The sequence below is a fragment of the Streptomyces sp. NPDC087422 genome (assembly GCF_044744145.1).
In the GTDB taxonomy this organism is placed as follows: Bacteria; Actinomycetota; Actinomycetes; order Streptomycetales; family Streptomycetaceae; genus Actinacidiphila.
On sequence record NZ_JBIUXT010000008.1, the window covers coordinates 182,253 to 206,867 of the forward strand.

The window sequence follows — 24,615 nt, forward strand, 5'->3', positions numbered from 1 at the left end:
GGAGGCGGTCCCGGCCGGGAGGCGGTCCCGGTCGGGCGCCGCCCCTAGCCGGGCGCCGCTCCTAGCCGCGAGGTGTGGACAACAGGTGCAGACGGAGGGCGAGTTGGAGTTCCAGCGCCCGGTCGGGGGCGTTCCAGTCGGGGCCGAGGAGGGCCTGGACGCGGTCGAGGCGCTGGACGACGGTGTTGACGTGGAGGTGGAGTTCGTCCTTGGTACGGGTGAGGGTGCCGCCGCAGGCGAAGTAGGCGCCGAGGGTACGGACCAGTTCCGTGCCGCGTCGCGCGTCGTAGTCGAGGAGCGGTCCGAGCGTCGCGGTGACGTAGGAGTCGACGTCCCGTTCGTTGCCCAACAGCACGCCGAGGAAGCCGAGTTCGTCGGCGCTCGCGCCGTCGCCGACGCGGCCGAGCGACTGGAGGGCGCGCAGGCAGCGCAGCGCCTCGGCGTGGGCGTCGGCCAGGGCCCGCGGTCCCGCGGCCGGTCCGCCCGCGGCGACCGTGACGGGCGCGCCCACCAGGTGGCCGAGCTGGGCGACGGCGGCCCTGGCGGCCTCGCCGGGCGGCGCGCCGTCGTACGGGAGGAGCAGGACGACGGTGCCGGACTGCTCGGCGCTGATGCCGTCGCCGCCGAAGAGGTACTGGACGGCGGCGCCCGGCAGTTTGTCGTGGCAGGCGGTGACGGTCTCGGCGACGAGCAGCAGGCACGGCCGGTCGAGGTCGACGCCGAGCCTGCGACCGCGCACGACGAGACCGGCCGGGTCGCGCCCCGCCGCGGTCAGCAGGTCGGTGATCAGCTCGCCGCGCACCCGGTTCTCGGTCTCCGCGACGGAGCGGCTGAGCAGCAGCAGGAGCGCGGTGACGACCCCGGCGCGCTCGAACAGCCGCCGGTCGGAGTCGTCGAGCCGTTCGCGCCCGTACAGCACGAGGCTGCCGAGGAGTTCCTGTCCCGCGAGCACGGCGCAGGTCCAGCGGCCGTCGCGGAACACCGCGCGGGCCGCGGCGTGCGAGTCGGCGGCGTGCCTGACCAGGGCCGCCGGCTGCGGGGGCAGACCGTCGAAGTCGCCGCCGCCGCGCCCGACGGCGGCCAGCCGTCGGCCCTCCGGGTCGTGGATGGTGAGGGCGCCGTCCAGCAGTCCCGCGACGGCGGCGGCCACTTCCGACAGGTCGCCGCCGCGCAGCACCAGGTCGGTGAGCCGGTCGTGCGCCTCCTCGGCGCGCTGCATCGCGGCGGCGTGCTCGCGGATCACGGCGCCCGCCTCGGCGAGGTCGGTGATGGCCTTGGCGGTGTCGATGGCGATGGCGGCGTGCGCGGCCAGCGAGCACAGCAGCGCGACCTCGTCGGGCGAGAAGGGGCGCGGGGTGCGGTCGGCGGCGAAGAGCACCCCGATCACGTCGCTGCCGACGGCGCCGCCCGCGTGACCGCCCGCGCCGCGGGACCCGAGCAGCAGCGGCACCCCCAGGATGCCGACCAGGCCCTCGTCCAGCACGCCCTCGTCGATGGAGCCGGTGTGCCGGAAGCGCTCGTCGGTGCGGTAGTCGGGGGTCGCGTACGGGCGGGCGGTCAGCGCGACCAGACCGCCGAGACCGTCGCCGTACGACAGCCGGAGGTTCTGGAAGAGCGGTGAGACCGAGCCGTCGGTGACCCGCATGTACGTGTCGCCCGCCTCCTCGTCACGCAGCGTCAGATACGCGGTGTCCGTGCCGAGCAGCATCCTGGCCCTGCGCACGATGGACTGGAGGACGGCGTCGAGGTCGCGGAGCGCGGCCAGGTCGCTCGCGGTGTCGAAGAGCGCGGCGAGTTCGGTCTCGCGGCGGCGGTGCTGCCGCAGCACCCGGCGGACCCGCAGCGCGATCCCGGTGGCCTGTTCCAGCTCCGACAGGTCGGACGCGCCCGCCCCGTTGATCCTCGCCTGCGCGGCGACCGCCCCGAAGTCCTCCGCGGGCGCGTCGGCCGCGACCATTTCGAGCAGCCGACGCATATGGCGGGCGATGGGCGCGGGCTCGGCCGCGGGCCCGAGGGCGGGTGCCGGTGCCGGTGCCGCTACGGACTCGGGCGCCGGTACGGCTGCGGGATCTGCGGATTCTGCGGACATCAGGGGTCACCGTGCCGGAGGGACGAAGAACGGTCCGTGCGGCGCGGCGGTCGGGACCGTCGCGCCGCACGGCTGGTGCGACGGACGCGCGGTGGGGCTCGCCGCCCCGCCGGGACGGGACGACGGCCGCCGCAGACGCCGACCCTATCGACCGGCCGCCGTAAAAGGCGAGGTCAGTGGCCGGATCAGTAGCCGGATCGACGGCCGGATCAGTGGGCCGCCCGGTGGCCGGCTCGTGGTCGGCCCGTGGCTGGCCCGACGGTCGGCTCGGTGCGCGCGGGTCAGTGGGCGGTCCACCCGCCGTCCAGCGGCAGCGAGGCCCCGGTGATGTAGCCGGTGTGCGGGGAGCAGAACCACAGGGCCGCCGCCGCGACCTCCACCGGCTCGATCAGCCGCTTGATCGCGGTGCGCTCCAGCATCACCCGGGTCACCACCTCCGCCTCGGGGATGCCGTGCGCGACGGCCTGGGTGGCGATCTGGTCCTCGACGAGCGGGGTGCGGACATAGCCGGGGTTGATGCAGTTGCTGGTCACGCCGTGCGGCGCGGCTTCGAGCGCGACGGTCTTGCTGAGCCCTTCGAGCGCGTGCTTGGCGACGACGTACGCGGACTTGTACGGGCTGGCGCGCAGGCCGTGCACCGACGAGATGTTGACCACCCGGCCCCAGCCGCCCGCGTACATGTGCGGCAGGGTGCGGCGCAGGATCCGGAACGGCGCCTCGACCATCACCCGCTGGATCAACGCGAAGCGCTCCGGGGGGAATTCGTGGACGGGCGCGATGTGCTGAAGGCCCGCGTTGTTGACCACGATGTCGGCGTCGTCGGGCAGCGCGTCCACGGCGGCGGGGTCGGCGAGGTCGGTGACGCAGCAGGTGCCGCCGATCTCCGCCGCCACTTCCTTGGCCGCGTCCGCCGCGATGTCCACCACGTAGACGGCGGCGCCCGCCTCGGCGAGGGCCACCGCGCAGGCCCGTCCGATACCGCTGGCGGCTCCGGTGACCAGGGCGGTCCGCCCGGCCAGGAACCGCGCGCCGGGCGGGTCGTCGGGGGTGACTGCGGCGGGCGGCGCAGCGGGCGGCCCCTCGGCGCCGGGGCTCTGAGTGCTCTCCATGGCCGCCACGCTAGAAACGATGCGGGGGCCCGCACACGTGGCCGGTGACCATACTTCCCCGTCCCGAGGTGGCGTCCGCAGCCATGTCGCGCGGGCCCTCCAGGGCCCATGCCGGTACGGCCGCGCGGCGCGGGCGGCGGCCGGCCGGCCGCGCCGCCGGGCGCACCGCGGCGCGGCGGACGCAATGGCGGCGGCCCCCACTTCCGCCGCGCAGGGGTGGCGGTCCTTCACGTGTCTGGGGCCGCCGCGGCGGTTCTACCGTCCAGCCGACACGTGGTCCCCGTCACATCAGGAACGCCCCCTACCGCTGTCGTCCGACGTGCCGGTGTCCGCCGACCGTGAGCCGCCCCCCGTCCTGAGGAGTCCGCATGCCCCCCAACCCGCCGCCCGGCAGCGCCCGTTCGCCCCTCCCCCGTACCGCCCGCGCCGTGACCACCGCGCTCCTCGGTGTCCTCGCCCTGCTCACCGCCTGCCTCGGCGCGGTCGTCACCGCCGGTCCGGCCGCCGCGGCCGGTCTCACCCAGGTCACGTCCTTCGGCTCCAACCCCGGCAATCTGGCGATGTACGAGTACGCACCCGCCGGTCTGCCCGCGAACGCGCCCGTCGTGGTCGCGCTGCACGGCTGCGGGCAGAGCGCGAGCGACTACTTCGCCAACTCCGGCTGGCAGAAGTACGCCGACCTGTGGGGCTTCGCGCTCGTGCTGCCGCAGACCAGCTCGGCCAACAACTCGCTGTCCTGCTTCAGTTGGTTCGACCCCGCGAAGGACACCCGCGGCAAGGGCGAGGCGGCGTCCGTCGTGTCGATGGTCGGCCACGCCGTCACGCAGTACGGCTCGGACAGCCGTCGCGTGTACGTCACCGGCCTGTCGGCGGGCGGCGGCATGACCGCCGACCTGCTGGCGGACTACCCGGACGTCTTCGCGGGCGGCTCGGTGGACTCGGGGCTGCCCGCGCAGTGCGCCACCAGTCAGACGGCGGCCTCCGGTTGCCAGTACGGCAGCCTCAATCTCACCCCGGCGCAGTGGGGCGACAAGGTCCGCGCCTCCTACCCCGGTTACACCGGGCCGTGGCCGCGGGTGGCGATCTGGCAGGGCGCTTCCGACTACACGGTCTACCCGGTCAACGCCACCGAACTGCGCGACCAGTGGACCAATGTGTGGGGCATCGGCCAGACCCCGTCGAGCACCCAGAGCCTGCCCGGCAACACCACGCTGACCACGTACAACGACGCTTCCGGCAAGCCCGCGGTGCAGATGTACTCGATCGCCGGCATGGGGCACGGCCTGGCCGTCGACCCCGGCTCGGGCACCGAGCAGTGCGGCGCTACCGGCGCGTACTACCTCGACACGATCTGCTCCAGCTACTACACCGCCCGTTTCTGGGGCCTGGACTCCGGTTCCGGCGGCGGCACGGGCGCGCTGCCCGCGCCCACCGGGCTGAAGGTCACCGGCACCACCGACACGACGGCGAGCCTGAGTTGGGCGGCGGTGACCGGGGCCGCCTCGTACACCGTCTACCGCGCCGGGACCAAGGTCGGCACCAGCACCTCGGCCGCGTACACCGACAGCGGTCTGACGGCGGGGACTTCGTACGCCTACACCGTCGCCGCGGTCGACTCTGCCGGGACGGTCGGCGCCGCGTCCGGCGCGGTCACGGCGACCACCACCGGGTCGGGCGGCGGCGGTTCCGGGCAGTGCTTCACCGCCACGAACTACGCCCAGGTGGCGGCGGGCCGCGCGCATCAGAGCGGCGGATACGCGTACGCCAACGGCTCCAACCAGAACATGGGGCTGTGGAATGTCTTCGTCACGCACACCTTGAAGGAGACCGCGGCCGGTTACTACGTAATCGCCGACAGCGGCTGCTCGGCCTGACCCCGGCCGCGCCCCGGCCCGCGGCACCGACCGGGTACGGACCCCGTACCGGTCAGGTGCTGCGGGCCAGCACCAGCCGACAGCGCGGGCTGCCGTCCGGGCGGCGGCCGAACTCCTCAAGTGCCGTGTGGGTCACGGTGAATCCGGCCCCCGCGAGGTCGTCGAGCACCCCGCGCAGCGGGAACGTCCGGTAGTACATGACGAATTGCGGGCGCCAGACCAGATTGCGCACCCGCATTCCGGCGTCGAAGCCCCACAGTGCCCAGTACAGGGCCGAGTCGACCGGCGGCGGCGCGGTGACCGGGAAGGCGAAGAGCCCGCCGGGGCGCAGCGCGCGGCGCACCTCGGCGAACAGCCGGGGGCGTTCGGCGGGCAGGAAGTGCCCGAAGGCGCCGAAGCTGACGGCGAGGTCGAACTCCGCGTCGAAGGGCAGCGCGCGGACGTCGGCGCGGACCCACTCCGGCTCCGGTCCTTCGGCGGTGTCCCGGCCGGTGTACGCGGCGCGCGCGGCGGCCAGCATCCCCGCGCTGAAGTCCACGCCGGTGACGCGTTTCCCGCACAGCGACCGCAGCGTCCCGACGCCCGCGCCCGTACCGCAGCAGACGTCGAGTCCCGTGTCGAAGGGCCCGAGGGGCGCGAGAGCGCCCGCCACCGCGTCGAGGAAGGCATCGGGCGTGCGGAACGGTGTGTGGTCGAACTTCGGCGCGAGCAGGTCGTAGCCGCGGTCGACGGAGGAGAGCGCCTGCACCGCCAACTCGCGGAGGCTCGGCCCCTGATCGGAGAACATCCGGCCACCTTAGGCCGTGCGAAGCCGTGCGACGCCGTGTCGCGGCGAACGCCCGGCCCGCCGCCCGGGTGGATCGGGGAGGCGGCGGCAGGCCAGCGTGGACGGGCCCTCGGGGCGGCGTTCCCGCCGTTTATTCCCGGCGGGGGCGAAGTGAGGTGTGCATTACACCTGACCTCCACGAAACGGAAGCGTCATTCCTGATGCGATATTCTGCTGGCTTAACGGAATGTTCGTTCCGGTTCAAGCTTGAGGAGTTCCATGGCGTCCGAGACCCGGCGACCGCACCACCAGGTCACGTTCGCGGTCCTGGCGGCGGGTGTCGCCGCCTACGCGCTGTTGCAGTCCCTGGTCACCCCCGTCCTGCCGACGATCCAGGAGAGCCTGCACACCAACCAGAACACCGTCACCTGGGTGCTGACCGCCTACCTTCTGTCGGCGTCGATATTCACCCCGATCATGGGCCGCGTCGGCGACATGATCGGCAAGGAACGCGTCTTCGTGGCGACGATGTCCGCCCTCGCGGTCGGCTCGCTGCTGGCCGCGCTCGCGTCCAACGTGCAGGTGATGATCATCGCCCGCGTGATCCAGGGCATCGGCGGCGGTGTGCTGCCGCTGGCCTTCGGCATCATCCGCGACGAGTTCCCGCGCGAGAAGCTGAACGGCGCGGTCGGCGCCATCGCCTCGCTGATCGCGGTCGGCTCCGGCCTCGGCATCGTCCTCGCGGGACCCATCGTCAGCGTGCTGGACTACCACTGGCTGTTCTGGCTGCCGATGATCATGACGATCCTCGCGGCCGTGGCCGCGCACTTCTTCGTCCCCGAGTCCCCGATCCGCACACCGGGACGCATCAGTTGGCTGCCCGCCGTGCTGCTCTCCGGCTGGCTGGTCGCCCTGCTGGTCGCGCTGAGCCAGGCGTCGGTGTGGGGCTGGGCCTCAGGCAAGGTGATCGGCCTGCTGATCGCCGCCGTCGTCCTGGCCGTCGCCTGGGTGCAGGTCGAACTGCGCTCCGCCGTACCGCTGATCGACATGAAGATGATGCGGCTGCCCGCGGTGTGGACCAACAACCTGGTCGCGCTGCTCTTCGGTGTCGGTATGTACGCGACCTTCGCCTTCCTCACCGAATTCGTGCAGACCCCGAAGTCCACCGGCTACGGCTTCGGATCGAGCATCACCGAGTCCGGCCTGATCCTGCTGCCGATGTCGGTGACCATGTTCGCCGTCGGCCTGGGCGCGAGCCGTCTCGCCCAGCGGATCGGCGGCAAGATCGTCGTCCTGCTCGGCTCGCTGATCGGCACCGTCTCGCTGGCGATGATCGCCTTCGCGCACGGCGCGACCTGGGAGCTGTACATCGCCACCGGCGTGATGGGCGTCGGTTTCGGCCTGGCCTTCTCGGCCATGTCGAGCCTGATCGTCGCCGCGGTGCCGCCGGAGCAGACCGGCGTGGCCAGCGGCATGAACGCCAACATCCGCACCATCGGCGGCTCGATCGGCGCGGCGCTGATGGCCAGCATCGTCACCTCGAACCCGGCCGCCGACGGCCTGCCGCGCGAGTCGGGGTACACCAACGGCTTCGCGATGCTCGGTGTCGCGCTGCTGATCGCGGCCTTCGCCGCGATGCTGATCCCGGTCACCCGGCAGCAGACCAGGCTGGTGGATTTCGCGGACGAGCCCGCGCATCCGGAGTTGGCGGTGGTACCCGGCGGTACGGTCGTGGGTGACAAGCCGGAGTGAGCTCCGGCGTACGAACGGCCGCACCCACCGGGAGTGACGGATGACAGCGCGCGACACGCAGGACCGGCCGATGCGGCGGGACGCCGTACGCAACCAGCAGTTGGTCATCGAGGCCGCGCGTGAGGTCGTCTCCGAATTCGGCACGGAAGCGAGCGTGGAGCTGATCGCCTCGCGCGCGGGGGTGGGCGTCGGTACGGTCTACCGGCGCTTCCCCAACAAGGAGGCGCTGGTCGAGGAGATCGTCGGGCAGATGCTCAGCGAGCTGGTCGCCGAGGCGCGCCGTGCGCTCGCGCTCGGCGACGGCACCGGGCTCGAGGTCTATCTGCGGGCCATGGGCCAGTCGCTGAGCACCCACCGGGGCTACGCGGTCAAGGCGGTCGGCCACTCCAAGGCGGCCTGCGTCGAGCAGTTGCGCGACCTGATCACCGAGCTCCTGGCCCAGGCGCAGGAGTTCGGGCGGATCGGTCCCGACATCGTGCTCGGCGACATCATGGCCATCTCGTGGGCGCTGCGCGGCATCGTGGAGACCGCGGGCCCGGTCGCGCCGGAGGCGTGGCAGCGGCATCTGGACATCCACCTCGCGGGGCTGCGCGCCCACGGCACGCCCGCGATCCACGCCCCGGCCACGCGCGAGCAGTTGACGCTCATCAGCAGTGGTGCGGGGCGCGCGAGCTGCGCGCGGGACGCGTAAGCGCCCCTGGCGCGGCCCTCACCTGATGGCGCCGCTCCCCCTCACGCGTCGGCCGACGCGAGGGGGTGGCGGCGCGCGTCGTCAGCGGCGGGTGCCGCACCCCGGGCAGAAGGCGGCGCCCTCGGGGATCGGGGCGCTGCACGAGGCGCAGTTGTCGGGCTGGGCGAGCCGGTGGCCGCAGCCGGAGCAGAAGGCGGCGCCCCGCGTCTCCGTACCGCACTGCGGGCAGACGAGCTGGCGCGCGGCGGTCACGTCGAACGCCTGGCCGCTCTGCTGGCCCACGGTGTAGGCCCGCTCGGAGACCATGTCGTTGAGGCCGCGCTGCTGGGCGGCGAGGGCCTCGGCGGCGGTGTCCGGGGCGCAGGTCAGGCAGATGCCCTGAGCGGCGTTCCAGCAGCGGTTGCAGACGTAGTCGGTGCAGCGCGGGCAGCGGTTGAAGTGGCCCTCGGCGTTGGTGATCGCCCGCTGGAAGGACTTGTCGCGCGCGCTGCCGAAGCCCGCGCCCGCCAGGCCGTCGGCGGCGCTGGACATGCCGTAGCCGCCACGGCCGAGCACGCCGTAGGCCGCGCTGACACCCTTGCCGAGCCAGCCCGCGACCCGGCCGCTGGTGTACGGCTCGAAGGCCGAGCGCCAGGTGTCCTGGCAGCGCCGGCACGAGAACTCGAACTGGAAGCCCGCTCCCGTGCCGTGCTCCTGGCACAGATCCCGGTAGTTGTTGCTGAAGTAGATCTCGGAACTCATTCCCACGCCTCCACCGCGCGCGCACCTCCGGTCGGGCCCCCTGACCCGCCGGTACCCCCACCAGCACGGACGCCCCGCACCCCACGCCGGTTTCCGAACGCGCCGTCCGGTTCTCACCGGGCCTGTTCGGCGCGCCCTGTACTGCCGCCCGATCCCGGGCAAGGGATACTGTCGCACACCCTGTTCGGTGCACGACACGCTCAACCGGCTCATGCCCGATACAGGGGAGTTGGGGCGGATCCCGGCATTCCGCCCCGGTCGCGGGGGTCAGCCCTGACGGGCCTTGAAGCGGGGGTCCTTGCGGTTGATCACATAGACCTTGCCGCGCCGGCGGACGATCTGGGCGCCCGGACGGCTCTTGAGCGAGCGCAGCGAATTACGGACCTTCATGGGACACCTTCCTGCTCGTACAGTCTCGTACTGTTCGTTGTGTGCATGGCAACGGTGATGCGGCCGGGTTCATTCCGTTCCGCGGACAGGCGGTGCGGACCGCCGTGAGGGGACCGAGATGAGCGACGAACAGCACGGCGGCGGAAGCGGCGACGCGGGCGGTAAGGACGCGGACGCGCCGGACTTCTCCAGCCCCGGTTTCTCCAGTCCGGACTTCTCCAGTCCCGACTTCACGGGCCCCGACGCGCCCGAGATCCACGACTACACCCCGCCCGACTACGTCGTCCCGCCCTTCGAGGGCCCCGACTACGAGGCCGACTCCGCCGACGACCTCGTCCCCCAGGAGGTCGGCATCTCCCCCCACGGCTTCTCCAGCCCCGACTTCTCCAGCCCCGGCTCCATGGCCGAGGACACCCCCGACACCCCACCGGCCCCCGACGAGGACCGCACCCGCTGAGGCGCGCGTCCGTCCTTGATCGGCGAGCGGTACCGGCCGGGGCGGCGCACTCTGGGACAAGGGGACAGCCACCCGCGAGGTGAGTCCCATGGCCCGTGTACGACTCCTGCCCGCCACGCTGCTGGTCGCCGTCACGGCGGCCACGGCCGCGGCCTGCGGCAGCACGGACGGCAACTCGTCGGCGGGCGTCACCGTCGCTCCGAGCGCGCCCGGAGCGACGGTGACGACCACCGTGACCACGCCGAATCCGCCGCCTGCGACACCCACGCCCACCCCGACCGCTCCCACGACGACCACGACAGCGACGGCCACCGCCACCGCCACCGCCACGGACCCGACGACGGTCGTCAGCGACTACTTCGCCGCGATCAACGCCCGCGACTTCGGCCGGGCGTGGGCTCTCGGCGGCAAGAACGTCAGCTCCTCCTACTCGGCCTTCGTCAACGGCTTCTCGTCCACCTCAGAAGACGTCGTGACCGTCCTCGCCAGCACCCCCACCACTGTCACCGTCCGCTTGGACGCCACCCAGACCGACGGCACCGTCAAGTCCTTCGAGGGCACGTACTCCGTCGACGGCGGGCGGATCACCGGGGCCAGTGTCCACGCGGTGCCAGGCTCAGGAGCAGAGACGACCGGTCCGCCCGCGACCACGTACAAGGACTGCACGGACGCGCACGACCACGGCGCGAGCGACATTCCGAGCAGCGATCCGCGCTATCGGCCGAAGCTCGACCGCGATCACGACGGCCTGGCCTGCGAGCCGTCCGAGGGCGCCGCTCCCTGACCTCGCCGGGCCGCCGGGCGCGCTTTCCCGCACGGCCCGTCACGCAACCCGCGTCGGCCGCGGGAGAGCGCTCTCTGTCAGTCTTGACACGGGGTCTGCGGGGGACGATCGTCGCTTGCGCAGTCCGCTGTCGGCGCCCCCACGCGTCGTGCGGGCTGTGCGTTCCGTCGCTCTCCCACGCGCTGTCGAGCCGCACACAGGAGTCCCCCCATGCGTCGAACACGTCCTTGGATACGAACGGCGCTGCCCATAGCGGCAGCGCTCTTACTTGTGACCGGAGCAAGCGCTGTCTCCGCGAGCCGAAGTCCCGCGCAGGCCGCGACGCAGCCGTGGATGAACACGGCGCAGACGCCCGCGCAGCGGGCCGACGAGCTGCTGGCGGCGATGACGCAGGCGGAGAAGCTGACGATGCTGCACGGCGGGGCGTCGTGCGGGTACGTCGGGTGCGTGGACGGGAACACGCGCCTGGGCATTCCGCCGCTGCACCTTCAGGACGGCCCGGTCGGTGCGGGTGACGGCTTCAACGACGTGACGCAGATGGCCGCCCCGGTCGCGGGCGCGGCGAGCTGGGACCCCGCGCTGATGCAGAACTACGGCAAGGTGCTGGGTTCGGAGCAGTGGGGCAAGGGCACCAATGTGGTGCTGGCGCCGACGATCAACATCGTGCGCGACCCGCGCTGGGGCCGCGCCTTCGAGTCGATGGGCGAAGACCCGTATCTGGCGGGCCAGTTGGGTGCCGCCGACATCCAGGGCATCCAGAGCCAGGGCCCGATGGCCCAGGTCAAGCACTATGTGGTCTACAACCAGGAGACCAACCGCAACAACGCCTCGGACAACGCGATCGTCTCCGACCGCGCCATCCGCGAGATCTACACCCCGGCGTTCGAGACGTCGGTCAAGCAGGGCCAGGCCGACTCGGTGATGTGCTCCTACTCGGCGATCAACGGCCCCTTCGCCTGCGAGAACGGCCCGTTGCAGAACGGCCTGCTCAAGGGCGACCTCGGCTTCACCGGCTTCATCACCTCCGACTGGGGCGGCACCCACTCCACGGTCGCCTCGGCCAACAACGGCCTGGACATGGAGATGCCGGGCAAGGACTACTACGGCACCGCGCTGACCAACGCGGTGAACAACGGCCAGGTCTCGCAGGCCACGATCGACGACCATGTGCGCCGCATCCTGCTGTCGATGTTCCGCCAGGGCCTGTTCGACAACCCCAACAACGGCTCCACGAACGCGGTCGTGACCTCCCCCGCGCACGCGGCGATCTCGCAGCAGGTCGCCGAGGAGGGCAGCGTCCTGCTGAAGAACGGCTCCTCGGTGCTGCCGGTCGCCTCGTCGGTCAAGTCCATGGCCGTGATCGGTGACGACGCGGGCACCGGCGCGATGACGCAGGGCGGCGGCAGCGCGGGCGTGAACGCGCCGCATGTGATCACGCCGTACCAGGGCCTCAAGTCCCGTGCGGGCAGCGGCACCACGGTGACGTACGCGCAGGGCGTCGCGTCGGCGAACGGTTCGCTGTCGCCGGTCGGCAGTACGTATCTCAAGCCGTCGCAGGGCACCGGCAGCGGCCTGTACGGCGAGTACCACAACAGCAAGGACCTGTCGGGCGCGGTGGTGGCGAGCCGCGTGGACTCGACCGTCGACAACGTGTGGGGCGGCCAGTCCCCGGCCCCCGGGGTCAACACCACCAACTGGTCGGCGAAGTGGACCGGCACGCTGACCCCGCCGACCACCGGCACGTACACCTTCTCGCTCAACAGCGACGACGGCAGCAGGCTGTTCGTCAACGGCCAGCAGATCATCAACAACTGGTTCGACCAGGGTCCGACCACCCGGACGGGCACGATCAGTCTGACGGCCAATCAGCCGGTGAGCATCGAGGTGGACTACTACCAGGCGGGCGGCGGCAGCAACGCCACGCTCGGCTGGCAGATTCCGGGCCTGTCGCTGCACGACCAGGCGGTCGCGACGGCGCGCTCCTCGGACCTCGCGGTGGTCTTCGTGAGCAACTTCGAGTCCGAGGGCGGCGACCTGTCGTCCATCGACCTGTCCTCCGCGCAGAATCAGCTCGTCACCGATGTGGCGGCGGCCAACCCCAACACGGTTGTGGTCGTCAACAGCGGTTCGGCGGTGACGATGCCGTGGGCCAACGCGGTGCGGGGCATCGTCGAGAACTGGTATCCGGGCCAGGAGGACGGCACGGCCATCGCCCGGCTGCTGTACGGCGACACGAATTTCTCCGGCAAGCTGCCGGTGACCTTCCCCGCCTCGATCGCCGACGTCCCGGCGCACACCACCGCGCAGTGGCCCGGCCAGAACAACACGGTGCAGTACAGCGAGGGCGTGAACGTCGGCTACCGCTGGTACGACTCGCAGAACAAGACGCCCGCGTACCCGTTCGGCTTCGGCCTGTCCTACACGACCTTCGGCTACTCGGGTCTGACGGTCGGCGCTCCTGACGCGAACGGCAATGTGGCGGTCGGCTTCGACGTCACCAACACCGGTACGCGAGCGGGCGCCGAGGTCGCGCAGGTCTACGTCGGACAGCCCGCCACGACGGGTGAACCGCCCAAGAGTCTGCGGGGCTTCCAGCGGGTCAGCCTCAACCCCGGCCAGAGCCAGCACGTCTCGGTCACCCTGGACGCGCGCAGCTTCCAGTACTGGACGAACGCCTGGACCAACGCGGCCGGCACCAACGCCGTCTACGTCGGCTCCTCCTCCCGCGACATCCGCCTCACCGGCCAGACCACCATCCCCGCGGGCAACGGCGGCGGCGGTCACTCCCTGCTGTCGCGTACGGGGTGGACGGCGTCCGCCTCGGCGACCGGCGGCGGTGACGTGGCCGCGCGGATGCTGGACGGGGACTCGTCGACGCGCTGGAGCACCGGCACGCCGATGGCCAACGGCCAGACGGTGACCGTCGACATGGGCGCGTCGCACACCGTCGACCAGATCACGATGGACTCGGCGGGCAGCGCGAGCGACTACGCCCGCGGCTATCAGGTCGCGCTGTCGGCCAACGGCACCACCTGGAGCGCCCCGGTGGCCACCGGCACGGGTTCCGCCGCGCTCGTCACGGCGTCGTTCCCCGCGCAGGCCGCCCGCTACATCCGGGTGACGCAGACCGGCAGCGCCACGTCCTGGTGGTCGATCGCGGAGTTCAACGCGTACGGGTAGCCGACGCGTACGAGTGACTCGCCGGTGGGCATCCGGCGGTGACCGGCCGGGGCGTGCGCACACACGCCCCGGCCGGTCCGCGTCAGCCCGCCGCCCGCGCGCCGTCGGTGTCCTTGAGCGCGACCGCCGCCGTCCGCACCACGGCCTCGGCGACGGCGGCCAGCGCCGGGGAGTCGAGCTTCCACTGCTGCCAGTAGAGGGGGACGTCGACGGGCCGTTCGAAGGCGAGGTCGACCAGCGTCCCGTCCCTGCGGTGCCCCACGGCCTGCACCTCGGGGATCATGCCCCAGCCGAGCCCCGCCGCGACGGCCGTCACGAAGGAGTCGGAGGAGGGGACGTAGTGCCGGGCGCGCCGGGTGACCGGGGTGCTCGCGGCGCGGCCCGCGACCGGGGTGTTCGCGGCGCGGCGCGGCGCGAGGGCGCGCAGGAAGCGGTCCTGGAGGTCGTCCTTGCGGTCGAAGTCCACCAGCGGCGCGTCCGGCAGCGCCTCCCGCAGCGGCGCCCCCGACAGCCACCGCGTGTGGAAGGCGGGCGCGGCCATGGCGCGGTACCGCATGCGGCCGAGCGCGCGGACCGTACAGCCCTGCACGGGCTCCGGCGAAGAGGTGACCGCCGCCATCACCAGCCCCTGCCGCAGCCACCCGGCGGTGTGGTCCTGGTCGTCGCAGCGCAGGTCGAAGCAGACCGGCAGCCCCGCCGGGACCTCGGCGAGGGCGGGCAGGAACCAGGTGGCGAGCGAGTCGGCGTTGACCGCGATCGGCAGCGCCGTCGTGCCGGCGGTCTCGTCGGACAGCCCCAGTTCGGCGCTGGCGTCCCGCTCCAGCCGGGTCAGCTGGCGTGCGAAACGGACGACGATCTCGCCGGACTCGGTCAGCCGTACCGGCTTGGTGCGCAGCAGCAGGACGCGTCCGGTGCGCTGTTCCAGCGCCTTGACGCGCTGGCTGACCGCGGACGGCGTGACGTGCAGGGTCTGCGCCGCGGCCTCGAAGGTGCCCTCGTCGACGGCGGCGAGCAGCGTGCGGACCTGGTCCAGCGGGAGATCGATCATCACGATCCCTTATGCTACCTAAGAATCATTAGCTGGATTGATGATAGTGGCTCTCCTAGCCTCGTCACCATGCACGCAGCCCTTCTCGCGGCTCTGGCGGGTCTCGGTACCGGCCTGTCGCTCATCGTCGCCATCGGCGCCCAGAACGCCTTCGTCCTCCGGCAGGGCATCCGCCGGGAGCACGTCGCCGCGGTCGTCGCGATCTGCGCGCTGTCGGACGCGGCACTGATCACCCTCGGCGTGAGCGGGATCGGCGCCGTGGTGCACGCCTGGCCCTCGGCCGTCACGGTCGCGGCCTGGGTCGGCGGCGCCTTCCTGGTCGGCTACGGCGTGCTCGCCGCCCGCCGCGCGCTGCGCCCGGAACACCTCGACCCGGCGGGCGCGAGCGGCGGCACCCTGCGCGCGGCCGTCCTCACCTGCCTCGCCATGACCTGGCTCAATCCGCATGTGTACCTGGACACCGTCCTCCTGCTGGGGTCGGTGGCCAACGGGTACGGCGGTGGCCGCTGGCCGTTCGCCGTCGGCGCCGCTTCGGGCAGCGTCCTGTGGTTCGGCGCGCTCGGCTTCGGCGCCCGGCTGCTGCGGCGGCCGTTCTCCCGGCCCGGCTCCTGGCGGGTCCTCGACGGGGTCATCGCCGTCACGATGGTGACGCTGGGCGTGGTGATGGTGGTGCGGCTCTGAGGAACCGCCGGTGACCGCGGCCGATGCCCCGGCCCGTCCTCAGCCCCACATCCCCTCCCACACCCGCCCCTGCGCGGTCGGCCGGAAGCCGATCACGGCCGCGTCGTCGCGCCGCGAGTCGGCGGCGGCCAGCAGCCTGGCGCAGAGCGCGGCCAGCGGCACCCCGTCGGACTGCGCCTCCTCCGCGTGCGCGGCCAGATGCGCCATGCCCTCGGTGAGGTCGGTGCCCGGCACCTCGATCAGCCCGTCGGTGTAGAGCAACAGCGTGTCGCCCAGGCGCAGTTCGTGGTGCCAGGTGGCGCGCGGCAGCGCCGGGTCGACGCACAGCGGCAGGTCGGGCCCTTCGCCCTGGAGGAAGCGCGGCGCCCCTGAGACCGGGAGCAGCAGCGGCGGCGGGTGGCCCGCGTTGGACCAGGCCGCGTGCCAGCCGCCGCCCGGCCCCGGCGTGAGCTGTGCGTGGACGGCGGTGACCAGCGGCGCGATGCCCAGGCCGTCGGCGACGCGGTCGAGCCGGGCGAGGCTGTCGGCGGGCGTGCCGGGGTGGACCTGGTCGTAGGCGATGACGCGGAGCATGCTGCGCAGCTGGCTCATCGACGTGGCCGCCTCCAGGTCGTGGCCCGCGATGTCGCCGATGGTGAGGGCGACGGAGCCGTCGGGGAGCAGCAGCGCGTCGTACCAGTCGCCGCCGATCTCGGCGGTCTTGCTGGCGGGCTGGTAGTGCGCGGCCAGTTCGGCGCCCGGCACGCGCGGGGTGGGGGTGAGCAGGGCCCGCTGGAGGGTGAGGGCGGTGTGCCGGGTGCGCTGGAGCTCCAGCGCCTGCCGCAGCCGGTCGCGCACCTCGTGCAGGATCTCGCCGAGCAGCGCGAGGTCGGCGGGGCCCGGCGGCGGGCTGTCGGCGCAGGCCGCCGCGACGGCGAAGGCGACCACGGCCGCGTCGATGACGATCGGCACGATGGTGAGGCTGGTGGCCCTGACCTTGCGCAGCCAGGCGGTGGACGCGTCGGGGACGATGCCGGGCGGCGGTTCGCCGCTGGGGAAGGTCACCAGCCGGGGCCTGCGGCTCTCGATCACCTGCTGGACGACCGGGCCGACCTGGTACGGCTGGTCGTTCAGCGGCGGCAGGTCGGGCAGTCCCGCTCTGGCCGTCTCGGCGATCCGGGTGGCGGTGGCCGCCCCGCCGGGACCGGGAGGCAGCCCCACGGCGGGCAGCAGGAACACCACGCAGGCGTCGGTCAGCTCCGGTACGACCGCCGAGGCCGTCGCGGCGAACGCCTGGGCCACGTCCTGCGCGGCGGTGACGGTGGCGACCCGGGCCAGCAGCCGCTCGCGCAGCCGGTTGCGCCACTGGTCCTCGACGTCGGAGGTGGTGCCGATCCACTCGACGGTCTCGCCGTCGCGCACGACCGGCACCGCCCGCGACTGCACGCGCCGGTACGCGCCGGTCGCCGTACGCATCCGGAAGGTGCACACGAACATCGTGGCCGGCCCGGTCGCCGCCTCCTGGAAGGTCTGGAGGAGCCCGGCGCGGTCGTGCGGGTGCACCGACTCCAGCCACACCTCGTCGATCCTGGACCGCCACGGCAGCCCCGTGAACTCCTCGAAGCCGCCGACCAGCTCGGTGATCGCGCCGTCTGGCCGCATCAGCCAGACGATCTGCGAGACGGCCGACATCAGCGCCTCGTAGCGCTGCAACGCCTGGTGGCGCTCCTCCGACAGCTCCTCGGCCCGCTCGGCGGCCTCGATGTGCGCGGTGGTGTCGATCGCGACGGTCAGCACGCCGGGGCCGTGCCGGGACACCACGGGCGAGAGGCTGTACACGAAATGCCGCCGCCCGGGCGCACCGGGCGTGCTGCCGCGCGTGGTGCGCGGGGTGGTCACCTGGCGCGGCGCCTTGTCGGTGTAGACCACGTCGAGCAGGTCGAGGTACGGCGACTCGTGCGGCTCGTCGAACACCTCGCCCGCCGGGACGCCGAGCGGGCGCGGTCCGAACAGGTCGTGGAAGGCGTCGTTGTAGTACACCAGCCGGTGCTCGGGCCCCGACGTCAGGGCCACGGACACGATGGCACGGTCGAACACCTCGGGCTCCAGCTCGGGGACGCCCATCTCGCGACCGGTACGCCTCATCCCTCGATCATCGCTCGACTGACGCCGACGGGCGCGTCGGGAGCGCCGGGACGAGTACGTACCGGCGGGTACGGGACGCACGCGGCGGGTACGGGGCGCACACCGCGGGTACGGGACGCACGCGCGGACACCTACCGGCGGATACGCGGCGGCCCGTGCGTACGCGCCCGCGGCCCGTACTCGCGCTCAGCGCAGCAGCGGGAGCCTGCCGACCAGCCGGTCCACCGCGTTGCGCGGGCCCACCAGGCTGATCGCGCTGTACGCCACGTCCTCGCCCTTGGTGCCCGCGAGCTGGTCCAGATACTGGTCGTAGACCCGTGAGGTCTGGGCCGCCTCGGGCATGTCGACCACCAGGACACCGTCCTTGGCCGCCGCCTTGCCGCGCAGCTCACGCAGCGTGCCGGCGTCCGCGGCGAGGACGGAGCAGCCCGCCCAGGGCAGGCCGGGGTGCACGCCGCCCGAGGCGTCCTCGCCGCCGCGCCCCACCAAGTCGGGCAGTTCCTTGCCGACCGAGGCGGCCATGCAGGCGGCGGCGTTCACCAGCCGCCCGGCGGGCAGCTCCTCGTCCACGACGATGACCCATTTGAGTTTCGCCTGCCGGGTCGACAGGTCCGTGCGCACGTCCATGCGGCGCCCTCCATCCGATCGGGAATCCGCCGCCTAGACTAGGCACACGTGCCGTCTTCTCTCAGAGCCACCGAACTTCATCAGGCAGATAGGGACTCTCGTGGAATTTGATGCGCTGGACCAGGCTCTGCTGGGGGAACTGCAGCACGACGCACGGCAGACCAACCGCGATCTCGCCGCCAAGACCGGCGTCTCCCCCTCCACCTCGCTCGAACGCGTCAAGCAGCTGCGCGACCGCGGGGTGATCACCGGCTACCACGCGACCCTGGACCTCGAAGCGATCGGCCGCCCGGTGCAGGCGCTGATCGCGGTACGGGTCAGGCCGCCCGCCAGGCCGGTCATCGAGGGCTTCCGCGAGTGGGCCGCCACGCTGCCCGAGGTGATCGGCCTGTTCGTCACCTCGGGCCCGCACGACTTCCTGATCCACATCGCCGTCCCCGACGTGAACGGCGTCTACGCCTTCGTCATCGACCGGCTCACCGAGCGCCGCGAGATCGCCGATGTGCAGACGACGATGGCGTACGAGCACGTACAGCGGCACCGCGTCGACCCGGCCGGGCCCGCCGCGCGCTGACCGGCCCCCGCGCGCCCCGCCCGCCTCACACCGCGCGGACTCCGGCACGGCGGCGGTGCGGGTGGCGCGGTCCCGGCGCGCCGGGCGCGGCGCGGTTGGCCGCGATCAGGTCGGCGTACCACCGGGCGCTGTCCTTGAGGGTGCGGCGCTGGCTGGCGAAGTCGACGTGCACGATGCCGAAGCGCTTGCTGTAGCCGTAGGACCACTCGAAGTTGTCGAGCAGCGACCAGAGGAAGTAGCCGCGGACGTCCACGCCCGAGCGCACCGCCTCCAGCACGGCGGCCAGATGGCCGGCCAGGTAGGCGATCCGCTCCGGGTCGTGGACGGCGCCCGACGGGTCGGCGTAGTCGTGGTACGCGGCGCCGTTCTCGGTGATCATCAGCGGCACGCGGGGCAGTTCCCTGCCCAGGCGGCGCAGCAGTCCGGTCAGGCCCTCGGCGTCGACCGGCCAGCCCATCGCGGTGCGCGGGCCCTCCGCGGGCAGGAAGCGGACGACGCCGTCGGTGCCCGGCCACGGCGAGGGCTCCGCCGGGGAGGGGCGGCCGGGCACGGCGGAGGGCGAGGCCGCCGCGGCGGCGACCACGGTGGGGCTGTAGTAATTGAGGCCGAGAACGTCGATCGGCCGGGAGATCTCGGCGAGGTCGCCGTCCCGTACGAACGACCAGTCGGTGAGCGCCGCCGTGTCCTCCATCAGGTCGCGCGGGTAGCGCGCGTGGAAGACCGGGTCGAGGAAGATCCGGTTGGCCAGCGCCTCGATCCTGCGCACCGCGTCGCGGTCGGCCGCGGAGTCGGAACGGCCGCGCACCGCCGCCAGGTTGAGCACCAGCGAGACCGCGGCCGTGTCGGGGAGCAGTGCGCGCAGGGCGCCGACGGCCATGCCGTGCCCGAGGTTGAGGTGGTGCGCGGCGCGCAGTGCGGCGGCCGGGTCGGTCCTGCCGGGCGCGTGCGCGCCGGAGCCGTAGCCCAGAAAGGCGCTGCACCAGGGCTCGTTGAGGGTCGTCCACAGCGGGATGCGGTCCCCCAGCGCCTCGCCGACGAGCTCCGCGTAGTCCGCGAACCGCGCCGCCGTGTCGCGCTCGGGCCAGCCGCCCGCGTCCTCCAGCTCCTGCGGCAGATCCCAGTGGTAGAGCGTGACCACCGGCCGGATTCCCGCCTCCAGCAGCCGGTCGGTGAGCTGCCGGTAGAAGTCCAGGCCGCGCTGCACCGCGGGGCCCCGGCCGGTCGGCTGGACGCGGGGCCAGGACACCGAGAACCGGTAGTCCGTGACGCCGAGTTCGCGCATCAGCTCGACGTCCTCGGGCATCCGGTGCCGGTGGTCGGCGGCGATGTCGCCGGTGTCCCCGTTGCGCACCCGCCCCGGCGTGCTGCTGAAGGTGTCCCAGATCGACGGTGTCCGCCCGTCCTCCGTCGCGCCTCCTTCGATCTGATACGCGGCCGTGGCCGTCCCCCACCGGAATCCGGCCGGGAACCGCAGCTCCTCGGCAGTGGCGTGGTCGTCGACAGCGGTCATCTGGAAGCGCTCCCATAGCGGGTGGGTCGCGGATACGCGACGGTCGGGCGGAACGGGCGGGTTCGGTGCGCCGAGAGTCGGGGGGCCGCTCCGTCTGAGAGCGCTCTCAGGCCACCAGAAGGAGCGTGCCCGCTCCGGCGACCCCTCGTCAAGAGCCGTCGCACGACGAATACGGGAGGAGTGCCGCAATTCGGCCCGCGCGGTGGAGTGGTGACGGTCCGTCGGATCCGGCCCCGGCCGAGCGGGACCAGTCCGTCCGACGCGTCTGATCCGGCCGATCCGGTCCGTCGGGTCCGGCCCGGCCGTGCGGGCCCGACTGGTCCGGCCCGTCTGATCCTGTCCGGCCGATCCGGCCCGGCGGCCTCAGGCGGAGGCGCGGACGACCAGCCGGGTCGGGGTGACGATGGACGACAGCGCCGGAACGGCCTCGGCGGCCAGCGCGGGCTCCAGGGTGCGCAGGAGGAGGCGGGCCATGAGGCGGCCCATTTCCTCGATGTCCTGGCGGACGGTGGTCAGGGGCGGGTCGGTCCATTCGGCGACGGAGACCATGTCGTCGAAGCCGACGACGGCGATGTCGTCGGGGACGCGGTGTCCTGAGGTGCGCAGGACGCGCAGGGCGCCGGAGGCCATGACGTCGGAGGCGGCGAAGACGGCGTCCAGGTCGGGGCAGCGCTGGAGGAGTTCGGCCATGGCGCGGGCGCCGCCTTCCGGGGTGAAGTCGCCCTCGGCGATCATCCGCGGGTCGGTCTCCGGCAGCACGTCACGGAACCCGTCCAGCCGGTCCACCGACGCCAGTTGGTCGAGCGGTCCCGCGATGTGGGCGATCCGGCGGCGGCCGATGCCCAGCAGGTGCCGTACCGCGTCCCGCGCGCCGCCCCGGTTGTCGCAGTCCACGTACAGGGCGCGGCGGCCGGACTCCTGATCGGACCAGGTGGGACGGCCGCCGATGACGATCGGCACGTCTCCCCTGCTGGAGAGCACGGGCAGCGAACCGTCGGTGTGCAGCGAGAAGATCAGCGCGCCGTCGACGTGTCCGCCCGCCAGATAGCGGCCGACCCGCTCGTAATCCGCGGCCCCCTCGGTCAGCAGCAGCACCAACTGGTTGTCCCGCGCGGTGAGTTCCTTGCTGATCCCGCGCACCTGCTGCGCGAAGAACGGGTCGGTGAAGAACCGCGTCTCCGGCTCGGCCACCACCACCGCGATGGCGTCATTGCGCCGCGTCACCAACGTGCGGGCCGCCTGATTGGGCACATACCCCAGCTCGTCCACGGCCTTGCGCACCCGCTCCACCAGCGGTCCCCGTACCCCCGCTCCCCCGTTGACCACCCGCGAGGCGGTGGCACGCGACACCCCGGCCCGCGCGGCGACGGCCTCCAGCGTAGGACGCGGCGCGAAGCTCGGGTCGGACAAGGGACGTCTCCTTCACGCGGGGCGGCGTGGCACGGAACAGGCACAGCGTAACGGGTTACACCCCTACCGAGAGAGCGCTCTCCGAAGCGAATTCGGCCCGCTCCCGGATTCGGGGTGTTTGGCGGTGCGGGACCCGGGCACCCGAACCTTTGAGGCACCCCCCCGCCTCACAAGCCGATACGGCCGGCGGCATCCCCCCCGTCGTCCGGTCGTATCGGCTGGGCGCCCCTCATGACCCGCTCAGGGTCCGCGCGCCGGGGTCTGCCGTCGGCAGGCCGGATACGTCGGCAGAAGTTACGGTGGGTGAAGGCCGCCCTGTCACTCCGGGCTCGTCGCCGCAGGTCAGGCGGCTCCACCGGGAATCATCCGCCGAGACACGCAAGGAAGTCGCGCACATGTCTGCTGTGCCCGCTCTCACGCTCAACAACGGCGTCGCCATCCCCCAGCTCGGCTTCGGGACGTTCCAGATCCCGCCGAAAGACACCCGGGAGGCGGTCACCACCGCCCTGGAGATCGGCTACCGCCACATCGACACCGCCGAGATGTACGGCAACGAGAAGGAAGTCGGCCAGGCCGTCGGCGCATCGGGCCTGCCGCGCGAGGAGGTCTTCGTCACCAGCAAGCTCGACAACTCCTACCACGCGTACGGCGACGCCCTCACGGCCTTCGCCCGCTCGCTCGACGACCTGGACACGCCGTATCTGGACCTCTTCCTGATCCACTGGCCGAGGCCCGCGGTGGGCGACTTCACCGAGACCTGGCGGGCGCTGGAGGAGATCTACGCCTCGGGCCGCGCCAAGGCCATCGGGGTGTCCAACTTCCAGCCGCCGCACATCAGCCGCCTGCTCCAGAAGTGCACGGTCGTCCCCGCGGTCAACCAGATCGAGGTGCACCCGTACCTGGTGCAGGACGACGTACGGGCCTTCAACGCCGAGCACGAGATCGCGACCGAGGCGTGGTCCCCGATCGCCAAGGGCAACGTGCTCAAGGACCCGGTGCTGGTGGCCGCCGCGGAACGGCTGGGCCGCACACCCGCCCAGGTCACACTCCGCTGGCACATCCAGCGCGGCGACATCGTCTTCCCGAAGTCGGTCACCCGCGCCCGCGTCGAGGAGAACTTCCGGCTCTTCGACTTCGAACTGCCCGAGGCCGACATGGCCGCCATCACCGCACTCGACCGCGGTGAGCGCACGGGCCCCGACCCGGACACCTTCAACTGAGCCCGAGCCTGAGCCCGGACCTGGACCGGGACCTAGACCTGGACCTGGACCCGAGTCGTCCGACGCCCGGTGGGCGTCAGCGGACGGGCGTCAGCGGCCGAGCGCCTTGGACAGCTCCGCCTTCGTCATCGACGAGCGGCCCTTGATGTTCCGCTGCCTGGCCTCGTTGTAGAGCTGCTCCTTCGTCGGGCCCTGCGCGCCGGAGTGCGAGCGCAGGCCGCCGCGGCGGCCCGACGACATGTCGTGGGTGGAACTGCGGCTCGCGGTGCGCGCCTCGCCGGAGCGTGCGCGCTCCTTGTTGACGGTGCGCGCCGCGATCTCCTTCGCCCGCTTCTCGGACCCGCCGCGGTCCTCGACGCTCTCCTTGATGTGCTCGTACTGGCGCTCGCGCTTGGCACTCGATCCCCTGGGCATGGCTCGCACCTCTCGGTCGTCGTCATCGCTGCGGCGGCGCCCGCGGGTCACGCGCGGCGCCCCTGTTCCCGCGCCTGCCCGGCACGTGCGGGCCTACACGGAAGCCCCCTTCGCGCTCCATGGTCACCGCCCGCGGGAGCGCCCGCACGGCGGTGCGGCCCGTCCGGGCGTCACCCGGCCGCCCTGCTGGACATGCGAGGGGTGCTCCGTACTGCGAGGTTCGTCCACGAGGGCGTCTTCGTGGACGCCCCGGGACGGAGCGCCGGGCATGACGCAACCGATGTGGGCGAGGCCCGAGGGGGCCGAGCCGGTGGAGTGGCTGCCGGAACTGGACATGCCGGACCCGGGCCGCCAGCGGCGGCTGACGGTGCTGCTGCGCTGGCTGCTGCTGATCCCGCAGTTCATCGTGGTGTTCGTGCTCGGCGTCGGCGCGTTCTTCACCGTCATCGTCGGCTGGTTCGCCGCGCTGTTCACCGGGCACCTGCCCGAGGGCGTGGCCCGCTACCTCGGCGCGTTCCTGGCGTACGAGACGCGTGTGCACGCCAGCGCGATGCTGCTGGTCGACCGGTATCCGCCGTTCGCGCTGCGGCCCGCCGAGCACTATCCGGTGCGGATCGAGCTGCGGCCGGGGCCGCTGAACCGGCTCGCGGTGTTCTTCCGCATCATCTTGATGATCCCGGCCGGCATCGTGCAGGGCCTGGTGACCTCCGGCTGGTACGCGCTCGCCTTCATCATCTGGCTGATCACGCTGGTGCTCGGCCGCATGCCCCGGCCGCTGTTCGAGGCGAGCGCCGCGACGCTGCGCTACAGCATGCGGTTCAGCGCCTACGTGCTCCTGCTGACCTCCGCCTACCCCAAGCGGCTCTTCGGCGACGGCGACGCGCCTGGGGCCGTACCGGGCGCGGTGCGGCCGGGCATGCCGGGCGCCGTGCCGGGCGACACCTACGGGGCGGTGCCCGGAGCCGTTCCCGGCGCCCTCGCCTCCGCCACCCGGCCGCTGCTGATGAGCACCGCGGCGAAGGTCCTCGTCGGGGTCTTCCTGGCGGTCGGTCTCGCGGGCCACATCGTCGGCGACACCGTGACCGACTGGAACGGGAACAACAACGACAACGCCGCGGCGACAGCACCCGCCGCCGCGGCCGTCGTCGTCACCCCACCGGGCCGCTGACGCGGC

The 24,615-nt window shown here is 72.7% G+C and carries 21 protein-coding genes; 10 read left to right on the forward strand and 11 right to left on the reverse strand.

The annotated features are described in order from the left end of the window. Nucleotides 1-61: 61 nt before the first annotated feature. Nucleotides 62-1,975 (reverse strand): GAF domain-containing protein, encoded by a 1,914-nt coding sequence (locus ACIO6U_RS25425; RefSeq protein ID WP_391045659.1) that lies wholly within the window; start codon nt 1,973-1,975, stop codon nt 62-64. Nucleotides 1,976-2,370: 395 nt separating this feature from the next. Beyond that, entirely contained in the window at nt 2,371-3,198 is an 828-nt protein-coding gene (locus ACIO6U_RS25430; RefSeq protein WP_355345965.1) for a 3-hydroxybutyrate dehydrogenase, read from the reverse strand. 368 nt (nt 3,199-3,566) lie between these two features. Here ACIO6U_RS25430 and ACIO6U_RS25435 point away from each other — a divergent pair, with 368 nt between their 5' ends. Further along, the gene (locus tag ACIO6U_RS25435) at nt 3,567-5,072 is read left to right on the forward strand and encodes a PHB depolymerase family esterase (RefSeq protein WP_401722533.1); all 1,506 of its coding nucleotides are present in this window, start codon (nt 3,567-3,569) and stop codon (nt 5,070-5,072) included. A 52-nt stretch (nt 5,073-5,124) separates the two neighbouring features. Here ACIO6U_RS25435 and ACIO6U_RS25440 read toward each other — a convergent pair whose 3' ends face one another. Continuing rightward, on the reverse strand, nt 5,125-5,859 hold the full coding sequence (locus tag ACIO6U_RS25440; protein ID WP_401722535.1) for a class I SAM-dependent methyltransferase: 735 nt from the start codon (nt 5,857-5,859) through the stop codon (nt 5,125-5,127). Nucleotides 5,860-6,117: 258 nt separating this feature from the next. On the opposite strand from ACIO6U_RS25440, the gene ACIO6U_RS25445 reads away from it, so the two are divergent. Then, entirely contained in the window at nt 6,118-7,590 is a 1,473-nt protein-coding gene (locus ACIO6U_RS25445) for an MFS transporter (protein ID WP_391045579.1), read from the forward strand. Between the two features lie 40 nt (nt 7,591-7,630). After that, a complete protein-coding gene (locus tag ACIO6U_RS25450) occupies nt 7,631-8,281 on the forward strand; it encodes a TetR family transcriptional regulator (protein ID WP_391045581.1) in 651 nt (216 codons plus the stop codon). Between the two features lie 81 nt (nt 8,282-8,362). Here ACIO6U_RS25450 and ACIO6U_RS25455 read toward each other — a convergent pair whose 3' ends face one another. Then, on the reverse strand, nt 8,363-9,022 hold the full coding sequence (locus ACIO6U_RS25455; protein WP_355345949.1) for a zinc ribbon domain-containing protein: 660 nt from the start codon (nt 9,020-9,022) through the stop codon (nt 8,363-8,365). A 267-nt stretch (nt 9,023-9,289) separates the two neighbouring features. After that, nucleotides 9,290-9,412, reverse strand: coding sequence for a type B 50S ribosomal protein L36 (gene ykgO / locus ACIO6U_RS25460; protein WP_188285404.1), 123 nt, complete (start codon nt 9,410-9,412; stop codon nt 9,290-9,292). A 118-nt stretch (nt 9,413-9,530) separates the two neighbouring features. Between ykgO and ACIO6U_RS25465 the strand changes: the two genes are divergently transcribed. From ACIO6U_RS25465 to ACIO6U_RS25475, 3 genes are all read left to right on the forward strand, one after another. Beyond that, entirely contained in the window at nt 9,531-9,869 is a 339-nt protein-coding gene (locus tag ACIO6U_RS25465) for a hypothetical protein (protein ID WP_401722540.1), read from the forward strand. A gap of 88 nt (nt 9,870-9,957) precedes the next feature. Next, on the forward strand, nt 9,958-10,653 hold the full coding sequence (locus tag ACIO6U_RS25470) for an excalibur calcium-binding domain-containing protein (protein WP_401722543.1): 696 nt from the start codon (nt 9,958-9,960) through the stop codon (nt 10,651-10,653). Between the two features lie 333 nt (nt 10,654-10,986). Beyond that, nucleotides 10,987-13,833, forward strand: a complete 2,847-nt coding sequence (locus ACIO6U_RS25475) for a glycoside hydrolase family 3 C-terminal domain-containing protein (RefSeq protein WP_391162156.1) — start codon at nt 10,987-10,989, stop codon at nt 13,831-13,833. 82 nt (nt 13,834-13,915) lie between these two features. Here ACIO6U_RS25475 and ACIO6U_RS25480 read toward each other — a convergent pair whose 3' ends face one another. Continuing rightward, nucleotides 13,916-14,881, reverse strand: coding sequence for a LysR family transcriptional regulator ArgP (locus ACIO6U_RS25480; RefSeq protein ID WP_401722758.1), 966 nt, complete (start codon nt 14,879-14,881; stop codon nt 13,916-13,918). A gap of 69 nt (nt 14,882-14,950) precedes the next feature. On the opposite strand from ACIO6U_RS25480, the gene ACIO6U_RS25485 reads away from it, so the two are divergent. After that, a complete protein-coding gene (locus ACIO6U_RS25485) occupies nt 14,951-15,562 on the forward strand; it encodes a LysE family transporter (protein WP_391045594.1) in 612 nt (203 codons plus the stop codon). Between the two features lie 39 nt (nt 15,563-15,601). Here the strand turns inward: ACIO6U_RS25485 and ACIO6U_RS25490 are convergent, their stop codons facing one another. Together ACIO6U_RS25490 and ACIO6U_RS25495 are read right to left on the reverse strand one after the other, a co-directional pair. Beyond that, nucleotides 15,602-17,686 (reverse strand): SpoIIE family protein phosphatase, encoded by a 2,085-nt coding sequence (locus tag ACIO6U_RS25490; RefSeq protein ID WP_401722547.1) that lies wholly within the window; start codon nt 17,684-17,686, stop codon nt 15,602-15,604. A gap of 186 nt (nt 17,687-17,872) precedes the next feature. Beyond that, nucleotides 17,873-18,313, reverse strand: a complete 441-nt coding sequence (locus tag ACIO6U_RS25495) for a DUF2000 family protein (RefSeq protein ID WP_391045598.1) — start codon at nt 18,311-18,313, stop codon at nt 17,873-17,875. 100 nt (nt 18,314-18,413) lie between these two features. Between ACIO6U_RS25495 and ACIO6U_RS25500 the strand changes: the two genes are divergently transcribed. Continuing rightward, nucleotides 18,414-18,887 (forward strand): Lrp/AsnC family transcriptional regulator, encoded by a 474-nt coding sequence (locus ACIO6U_RS25500; protein ID WP_355345924.1) that lies wholly within the window; start codon nt 18,414-18,416, stop codon nt 18,885-18,887. 25 nt (nt 18,888-18,912) lie between these two features. On the opposite strand, the gene ACIO6U_RS25505 is transcribed toward ACIO6U_RS25500, so the two are convergent. Then, on the reverse strand, nt 18,913-20,397 hold the full coding sequence (locus ACIO6U_RS25505) for a GH1 family beta-glucosidase (RefSeq protein ID WP_355345921.1): 1,485 nt from the start codon (nt 20,395-20,397) through the stop codon (nt 18,913-18,915). A gap of 363 nt (nt 20,398-20,760) precedes the next feature. After that, nucleotides 20,761-21,807 (reverse strand): LacI family DNA-binding transcriptional regulator, encoded by a 1,047-nt coding sequence (locus tag ACIO6U_RS25510; RefSeq protein WP_401722552.1) that lies wholly within the window; start codon nt 21,805-21,807, stop codon nt 20,761-20,763. A gap of 395 nt (nt 21,808-22,202) precedes the next feature. On the opposite strand from ACIO6U_RS25510, the gene ACIO6U_RS25515 reads away from it, so the two are divergent. Continuing rightward, nucleotides 22,203-23,027, forward strand: coding sequence for an aldo/keto reductase (locus ACIO6U_RS25515; RefSeq protein WP_355345915.1), 825 nt, complete (start codon nt 22,203-22,205; stop codon nt 23,025-23,027). 90 nt (nt 23,028-23,117) lie between these two features. On the opposite strand, the gene ACIO6U_RS25520 is transcribed toward ACIO6U_RS25515, so the two are convergent. Then, nucleotides 23,118-23,441 carry a plasmid stabilization protein gene (locus ACIO6U_RS25520; RefSeq protein WP_355345913.1) on the reverse strand — a complete coding sequence of 108 codons (324 nt, stop codon included), beginning with the start codon at nt 23,439-23,441 and terminating at the stop codon, nt 23,118-23,120. A gap of 268 nt (nt 23,442-23,709) precedes the next feature. Between ACIO6U_RS25520 and ACIO6U_RS25525 the strand changes: the two genes are divergently transcribed. Beyond that, complete coding sequence (locus tag ACIO6U_RS25525) at nt 23,710-24,609, forward strand: DUF4389 domain-containing protein (protein WP_401722555.1); 900 nt, start codon at nt 23,710-23,712, stop codon at nt 24,607-24,609. Nucleotides 24,610-24,615 lie beyond the last annotated feature (6 nt).

What these genes read in the sequence shown, in the direction of transcription:
- ACIO6U_RS25425 (WP_391045659.1), bottom strand. Translation starts at nt 1,975, where the DNA reads ATGCGTCGGCTGCTCGAAATGGTCGCGGCCGACGCGCCCGCGGAGGAC.
- ACIO6U_RS25430 (WP_355345965.1), bottom strand. Translation starts at nt 3,198, where the DNA reads ATGGAGAGCACTCAGAGCCCCGGCGCCGAGGGGCCGCCCGCTGCGCCG.
- ACIO6U_RS25435 (WP_401722533.1), top strand. Translation starts at nt 3,567, where the DNA reads ATGCCCCCCAACCCGCCGCCCGGCAGCGCCCGTTCGCCCCTCCCCCGT.
- ACIO6U_RS25440 (WP_401722535.1), bottom strand. Translation starts at nt 5,859, where the DNA reads ATGTTCTCCGATCAGGGGCCGAGCCTCCGCGAGTTGGCGGTGCAGGCG.
- ACIO6U_RS25445 (WP_391045579.1), top strand. Translation starts at nt 6,118, where the DNA reads ATGGCGTCCGAGACCCGGCGACCGCACCACCAGGTCACGTTCGCGGTC.
- ACIO6U_RS25450 (WP_391045581.1), top strand. Translation starts at nt 7,631, where the DNA reads ATGACAGCGCGCGACACGCAGGACCGGCCGATGCGGCGGGACGCCGTA.
- ACIO6U_RS25455 (WP_355345949.1), bottom strand. Translation starts at nt 9,022, where the DNA reads ATGAGTTCCGAGATCTACTTCAGCAACAACTACCGGGATCTGTGCCAG.
- ykgO (WP_188285404.1), bottom strand. Translation starts at nt 9,412, where the DNA reads ATGAAGGTCCGTAATTCGCTGCGCTCGCTCAAGAGCCGTCCGGGCGCC.
- ACIO6U_RS25465 (WP_401722540.1), top strand. Translation starts at nt 9,531, where the DNA reads ATGAGCGACGAACAGCACGGCGGCGGAAGCGGCGACGCGGGCGGTAAG.
- ACIO6U_RS25470 (WP_401722543.1), top strand. Translation starts at nt 9,958, where the DNA reads ATGGCCCGTGTACGACTCCTGCCCGCCACGCTGCTGGTCGCCGTCACG.
- ACIO6U_RS25475 (WP_391162156.1), top strand. Translation starts at nt 10,987, where the DNA reads ATGAACACGGCGCAGACGCCCGCGCAGCGGGCCGACGAGCTGCTGGCG.
- ACIO6U_RS25480 (WP_401722758.1), bottom strand. Translation starts at nt 14,881, where the DNA reads ATGATCGATCTCCCGCTGGACCAGGTCCGCACGCTGCTCGCCGCCGTC.
- ACIO6U_RS25485 (WP_391045594.1), top strand. Translation starts at nt 14,951, where the DNA reads ATGCACGCAGCCCTTCTCGCGGCTCTGGCGGGTCTCGGTACCGGCCTG.
- ACIO6U_RS25490 (WP_401722547.1), bottom strand. Translation starts at nt 17,686, where the DNA reads ATGAGGCGTACCGGTCGCGAGATGGGCGTCCCCGAGCTGGAGCCCGAG.
- ACIO6U_RS25495 (WP_391045598.1), bottom strand. Translation starts at nt 18,313, where the DNA reads ATGGACGTGCGCACGGACCTGTCGACCCGGCAGGCGAAACTCAAATGG.
- ACIO6U_RS25505 (WP_355345921.1), bottom strand. Translation starts at nt 20,397, where the DNA reads ATGACCGCTGTCGACGACCACGCCACTGCCGAGGAGCTGCGGTTCCCG.
- ACIO6U_RS25515 (WP_355345915.1), top strand. Translation starts at nt 22,203, where the DNA reads ATGTCTGCTGTGCCCGCTCTCACGCTCAACAACGGCGTCGCCATCCCC.
- ACIO6U_RS25520 (WP_355345913.1), bottom strand. Translation starts at nt 23,441, where the DNA reads ATGCCCAGGGGATCGAGTGCCAAGCGCGAGCGCCAGTACGAGCACATC.
- ACIO6U_RS25525 (WP_401722555.1), top strand. Translation starts at nt 23,710, where the DNA reads ATGACGCAACCGATGTGGGCGAGGCCCGAGGGGGCCGAGCCGGTGGAG.